The organism is Halomonas sp. 3D7M (assembly GCF_014897885.1).
In the GTDB taxonomy this organism is placed as follows: domain Bacteria; phylum Pseudomonadota; class Gammaproteobacteria; order Pseudomonadales; family Halomonadaceae; genus Vreelandella.
The window spans coordinates 14,543-20,153 of sequence record NZ_JABUZF010000094.1; the positions used below are offsets into that span (position 1 = coordinate 14,543).

Genomic DNA, 5,611 nt, shown 5'->3' on the forward strand with positions numbered 1-5,611 from the left:
ACGTTCCCCGAAGAGAAGTGGCGTCAAATCATTGATTTAATGCTGACAGCGCCGTTTTTGCTTACCCAGGCAGCATGGCCACATATGCGTAAAAAAGGTTGGGGGCGTGTGATTAATATTGCGTCTGTGCATGCACAGGTGGCTTCACCAGGCAAAGCCGCTTATATCAGTGCCAAGCACGGCATGATCGGACTAACGAAAACCGCCGCTTTAGAAGGTGGTGAGCAGGGGATTACCGCCAATACTATTTGCCCCGCCTATGTGAAAACACCGCTGGTAGATAATCAGATCGCCGACCAAGCCAAGCTACATGGGATGGATGAGCAAGAGGTGATTGAAAAAATCATGCTGAAAAACGCAGCGGTTAAGCGCTTGATTGAGCCTTCCGAGGTTGCTCAGCTAGTTGCTTACTTAGCCTCCGATGCGGCAGGCGCTGTAACGGGTGCCAGCTGGAACATTGATCTAGGATGGACCGCCCAATAACATCAAGTTGACGCCCACTCTTTGCGTCGTCGTTGCGCAAAGAGTGGGCGAATTACCGGCGTACCGGGCGCTTCTGTAATTTGCGTTGTAATGTGCGCCGATGCATGCCGAGTGCCCTAGCCGTGGCTGAAATGTTGCCATCATGCTCTTGCAACACCTTTTGAATGTGTTCCCACGTTATACGGTTGATAGAGGGAGGATTGTCGGCTAGCTCAATATTCGGATCACCATCCTGATGGTCAAAAGCGGCAATCACATCGTCGGCATCTGCTGGTTTGCATAGATAGTTAACGGCGCCAAGTTTGATGGCTTCTACCGCTGTGGCGATGCTGGAATACCCCGTTAATACCACAATGCGGCAATTCGGTGCGCTTGCCAGCATGTCGGGCAGTAACTTAAGCCCGGAACTATGCTCAAGTTTTAGATCGAGTGTTGCCATCGTTGGCATGAACTGCGTGATCAGCGCCATTGCTTGATCAGCATCGTGGGCAACTTGCACCTCATAACCACGACGCGAAAGCGCTCTGCTTAGCACGTGACAAAACATTTCATCATCGTCGACGATTAAAAGGCGTTGGTCTTGCGTCTGCATGATGTCCTCGATTTTCTGGCGAATGCTCTGCGTCGCTGTTACTTATCAGGGGCGGAACAAAGCGGCAGCGTCACTTCCGTTAACGTACCGCCTTCCGGGTGATTGTACAGGCTTACTCCACCACCGAAACGATTAATGGTGGCATGGGTTAAAAACAGCCCAATCCCCATGCCTTTGCTTTTAGTTGAAATAAACGTGTCGCCTAGCTGGTCAGCAATCGACATGGCGATGCCGGGTCCATGGTCGCGTATATCAATAACAACGCTTTCATCTTGCCAATCCAATCGAATAGCAATTTGTTCTGGATTAGCGTCGGCGGCGTTATTCAGCAAATTGGTTAGCGCTTGATCTAATGTGGCATCGACGGCCAACCAGGGGCGGCCGCGTTTCTCGGCAACATCAAAAAAGTGGCTAACATCTGGCCTGATAACGAGCCAGCGTTGCACAACGGCGGCTAACCACAGTTCAGCATCCAGTATCTCTGGTTCTGCCATGCGCCGACGATCAGCCGTCGCAACAAGGTGTTGTAAGCGCGATTTGCACACGTCTACTTGCTGGCGAAGAATGGCTATATCTTGTTGCAAGGGGGAGTCATTAGGCGCGTCCTGGTACATTTCATTGAGCAGCACGGCCATGGTTGAAAGCGGCGTGCCAAGCTCATGAGCCGTGCCAGCGGCTTGAGTAGCAACGGCTAACACCTGTTCATTGCGCAGTGCCGCTTCTCGCGTGCGAGATAGTGCTTTATCTCGATTACGCAGTGCATGGGCCATTTTGTAGATAAAGAACGTGACCAGTCCGGCTGATAAGCCAAAATTAAGCCACATACCCAATACGTGAAGGCTTAGTGGGCCGTCGCTGTTAATGTGGCCCAGCTGAGGTATCGGGTGATAAAAGAACATCAGGTAGGTGTAACCTGCCATTGAACATGCGGCGATGATCCAAGCATGCCGCCAGGGAAGGGTTGCAGCGGCGATAGTGACAGGCACTAAATAGTAAGTGATAAAGGGGTTTGTTGAGCCGCCTGAAAAATAAAATAGCAGCGTTAAGCCTGCAATATCGGCCAATAAGTGGGCAAGATATTCGAAATGATTAACCGCTTTGGGTCTGCCTAAGCGCCACCATGTGACGATATTCAGTATCCCCATGGCAATCACAACACTGACGACTGCGGTCACTGGCAAGTCGAAAGCGAGTAGCTCAATACCAACAATAATGGCCAGTAAAAAGCCGGTCCATGTGATACCTCTGACGATCGTTAATCGAACGAGGTTACGGTTTGGCGTCGAAAGCGGGAGAGGCAGGGGGGTAGGCATAGCGTGCTTATTTGCTCGATGCTTTCACGTTGTGAATAACATATTTAATAAATAACGTCATAACGAACGTCAGCCATCCCGCTGAGGCAAGCAAGTTGAATAGCAGCATTTTAGGAGGTAGCCAGGCACTGCCCAGAACGGCTTCTAACATGATATGGAAAAACATAGCGAGCAAGAGTGGTAGTGCTAGCGTATGAACCCACATGTCAGTACGGCGCTTACGTACATGGTAGCGTTTCAACAAGTAACGCATTGGACGGTGCGCCCAACCGAACAGCACGAGTGCACCAACAACGAATAGGACAGCCAGCGTCGGTTCGGTACTCCCAAAATACATTGAAAAGGATATCGACCAGGCAAGACCAAGCCAAAGTAATCCTTCAATACTGGCGATAATGTCCGCATAGCGACGCACATTCTGCATAAAAAACTGAATCCTTGACCTTACAAAGTGTCGCCATGATACGACACTTGGGAACGGCTGTGGGATGGATAGGGGAGATTTATCCATTACCCGTATTGGGTATACTGTTCTGACCCTTTGACTAAATTCATTTCTGCACAGGACTTGCCGTGGACGCTATTACGTTGACTCGCCCCGATGATTGGCATCTTCATTTACGTGATGATGAGGCGCTAAGCGCTGTGGTAGGTCATACCGCCGCCCAAATGGGGCGTGCGATTATAATGCCTAATTTAAAGCCGCCGATAACCACTACCGCGCAAGCACTAGCATATCGGCAGAGAATTTTAGCTGCGTTACCCGAAGGGAGTGCATTTGAACCTTTGATGACGCTCTATTTAACAGACACGACGCCCCCTGAAGAAATTGAGCGTGCTGCTGAAAGTGGTGTCGTGAAAGCCGTGAAGCTCTATCCCGCGGGCGCTACCACTAACTCTGCATCGGGCGTCACCGACATTGCCCACTGCGATGACACGATTGCGATGCTAGCAAACGTTGGTATGCCGCTGTTGGTGCATGGTGAAGTGACCGATCATGAAATTGATATTTTCGATCGAGAAGCGGTGTTTATTGAGCAGGTTATGAAACCGCTTTTGGCTAGGCACCCTAAGCTTAAGGTAGTGTTTGAGCATATTACGACCCAGCAGGCTGCCGAGTTTGTTGCTGCTGCGCCTGATAATATTGCGGCCACGATCACAGCCCATCATCTGCTGTTTAACCGCAACAAAATGCTGGCAGGTGGTATTCGTCCGCATTATTACTGCTTGCCCATTCTAAAGCGTGAGCAGCATCGCCAGGCGTTGTTGAAAGCGGCGACCAGTGGCAGTCCTAAATTCTTCTTAGGCACCGATAGTGCGCCTCATGCCCAGGGTGACAAAGAGTCTAGCTGCGGCTGTGCAGGGGCATATACGGCGCCTGCTGCCATTGAGCTCTATGCAGCAGCCTTCGAAGAAATGGGTGCCTTAGACAAGTTAGAAGCGTTTGCCAGCCTCAATGGACCGCGTTTTTATGGATTACCGGCTAATGCTGATAGCGTGACGTTGGAGCGTCGTTCATGGAGTCTGCCAGCGCATTATCCCTATACGGCTGGTCAGCATATTATTCCGCTAATGGCGGGTGAGAGCTTGGCATGGAAGCTGAAAGCGTAGCTTGTATAGCTAGATAGCAAATCAAAAAACGGAGCCGACTGGCTCCGTTTTCTTAACGTTTTAAGCACGCTTTCTTAACGTTTATTGCTTGATCTTACCAAGTTCGATCAGCATCTGATCCACCATCCGTGATGAATGGTCAGCCGCGATGTCTAAAAATTGCTCGAATGACAGGTGGTTGTCACCGCTGCCAGGGATATCAGATAGCGCGCGAATGACCACAAATGGGCAGCCATAAAGATGGCATGTTTGAGCAATAGCGGCGCCTTCCATCTCGACGGCTAGCATGGTTGGAAACTGTTCACGGGTAGTCGCGACACGAACAGGGTCGGCCATAAAGGCATCGCCTGTGGCGATGAGCCCTTCACGTACATTGACTTCACCTAATGCGGCAATGGCGTTGCGGGCAATATCACGAAGTTGTTTGTCTGCTTGGTAGGCTGCCGGCATGCCAGGTACCTGACCAAGCTCATAGCCAAAGACCACTGCGTCAACGTCATGATGGCGAACTTCATCCGAAATAATCACATCACCAATAGCAAGATCGCTCGCAAAGCCGCCTGCGGAACCGGTGTTAATGATCGCATCAGGCTGGTGCCGCTCAAGTAAAATCGCGGTGCCTACCGCCGCATTGACCTTGCCTATCCCCGACTGCAGTACAACAATTTCCAAGCCGTGACGTGTGCCCGTATAAAACACGAAGCCAGCATGCTCGTAGCGTTCAGCGCCTTCTAGCTGTCCTGCCAGTATGTCCACTTCCTGCGCCATCGCGCCGATGATTCCAATACGTTGCACTCGTGATTACTCCTTAAGAAATCGTTAACGGCAGTGGTGTGTGTAACACTACTGCTCCAGGCCTTTGTCGTGCCGTTCAGCGGCTTCTAGCGTGTTTTCAAGTAGCGTGGCAACGGTCATCGGCCCAACGCCGCCAGGCACGGGTGTAATGAAGCTGGCGCGTTCTGCTGCGGCTTTAAAATCAACGTCACCAGTGAGCGTGCCGTCGTCTTGGCGATTAATGCCAACATCAATCACGATGGCGCCCGGTTTGATCCATTCCCCTTTGACAATACCGGGTTTGCCGACAGCGACAACAAGCAAGTCAGCGCGGCGCACATGAGACTCAAGCTGTAGCGTGAAGCGGTGGCATACCGTGGTGGTGCAACCTGCCAGCATCAACTCCAACGCCATTGGCCGACCGACAATGTTGGACGCGCCGACTACAGTGGCATCTAACCCTCGTACGGAAATGCCGCTATGGGCAAGCATGGTCATAATACCTTTAGGTGTGCAGGGCCTGAGCGAGGGCATACGTTGCGCCAGACGACCAATATTGTATGGGTGAAAGCCGTCGACATCCTTGTCTGGGCGAATGCGCTCAAGAATAGGGCGAGAGTCTAAATGCTCTGGCAATGGCAGTTGAACAAGAATGCCGTCAACCGTTGCATCGTTGTTTAACTGATCGACCAGTGCTTCAAGTTCATGCTGCTGCGTATCAGCGGGTAGCGCATGTTGGAAAGAGTGGATGCCTGCCTGCTCACAGGCGCGGTGTTTGTTGCTGACATAAACATGGGAGGCTGGGTCTTCCCCGACCACAACAACAGCTAGTCCAGGT

At 51.4% G+C, this 5,611-nt stretch carries 7 protein-coding genes; 2 read left to right on the forward strand and 5 right to left on the reverse strand.

All coding sequences use genetic code 11. The features are described from left to right. Positions 1-483: SDR family oxidoreductase (locus INT22_RS20235; protein WP_226912379.1), on the forward strand; the 483-nt coding region annotated here is incomplete at its 5' end. 52 nt (positions 484-535) lie between these two features. Here the strand turns inward: INT22_RS20235 and INT22_RS03745 are convergent. From INT22_RS03745 to INT22_RS03755, 3 genes are read right to left on the reverse strand one after another with little or no spacing between them, the layout of a single operon-like run. Continuing rightward, the gene (locus INT22_RS03745; protein WP_193060366.1) at positions 536-1,075 is read right to left on the reverse strand and encodes a response regulator transcription factor; all 540 of its coding nucleotides are present in this window, start codon (positions 1,073-1,075) and stop codon (positions 536-538) included. A gap of 38 nt (positions 1,076-1,113) precedes the next feature. Continuing rightward, positions 1,114-2,388 (reverse strand): ATP-binding protein, encoded by a 1,275-nt coding sequence (locus INT22_RS03750; RefSeq protein ID WP_089038418.1) that lies wholly within the window; start codon positions 2,386-2,388, stop codon positions 1,114-1,116. Between the two features lie 7 nt (positions 2,389-2,395). Next, complete coding sequence (locus tag INT22_RS03755) at positions 2,396-2,812, reverse strand: hypothetical protein (RefSeq protein WP_193060367.1); 417 nt, start codon at positions 2,810-2,812, stop codon at positions 2,396-2,398. A 149-nt stretch (positions 2,813-2,961) separates the two neighbouring features. On the opposite strand from INT22_RS03755, the gene pyrC reads away from it, so the two are divergent. After that, the gene (gene pyrC / locus INT22_RS03760) at positions 2,962-3,999 is read left to right on the forward strand and encodes a dihydroorotase (protein ID WP_193060368.1); all 1,038 of its coding nucleotides are present in this window, start codon (positions 2,962-2,964) and stop codon (positions 3,997-3,999) included. An 81-nt stretch (positions 4,000-4,080) separates the two neighbouring features. Here the strand turns inward: pyrC and mtnN are convergent, their stop codons facing one another. Beyond that, positions 4,081-4,794, reverse strand: coding sequence for a 5'-methylthioadenosine/S-adenosylhomocysteine nucleosidase (mtnN, locus tag INT22_RS03765; RefSeq protein WP_193060369.1), 714 nt, complete (start codon positions 4,792-4,794; stop codon positions 4,081-4,083). A gap of 48 nt (positions 4,795-4,842) precedes the next feature. Then, a partial coding sequence (folD, locus tag INT22_RS03770; RefSeq protein ID WP_193067719.1) for a bifunctional methylenetetrahydrofolate dehydrogenase/methenyltetrahydrofolate cyclohydrolase FolD occupies positions 4,843-5,611 on the reverse strand: 769 nt, incomplete at its 5' end.

What these genes read in the sequence shown, in the direction of transcription:
- INT22_RS03750 (WP_089038418.1), bottom strand. Translation starts at nt 2,388, where the DNA reads ATGCCTACCCCCCTGCCTCTCCCGCTTTCGACGCCAAACCGTAACCTC.
- INT22_RS03745 (WP_193060366.1), bottom strand. Translation starts at nt 1,075, where the DNA reads ATGCAGACGCAAGACCAACGCCTTTTAATCGTCGACGATGATGAAATG.
- INT22_RS03755 (WP_193060367.1), bottom strand. Translation starts at nt 2,812, where the DNA reads ATGCAGAATGTGCGTCGCTATGCGGACATTATCGCCAGTATTGAAGGA.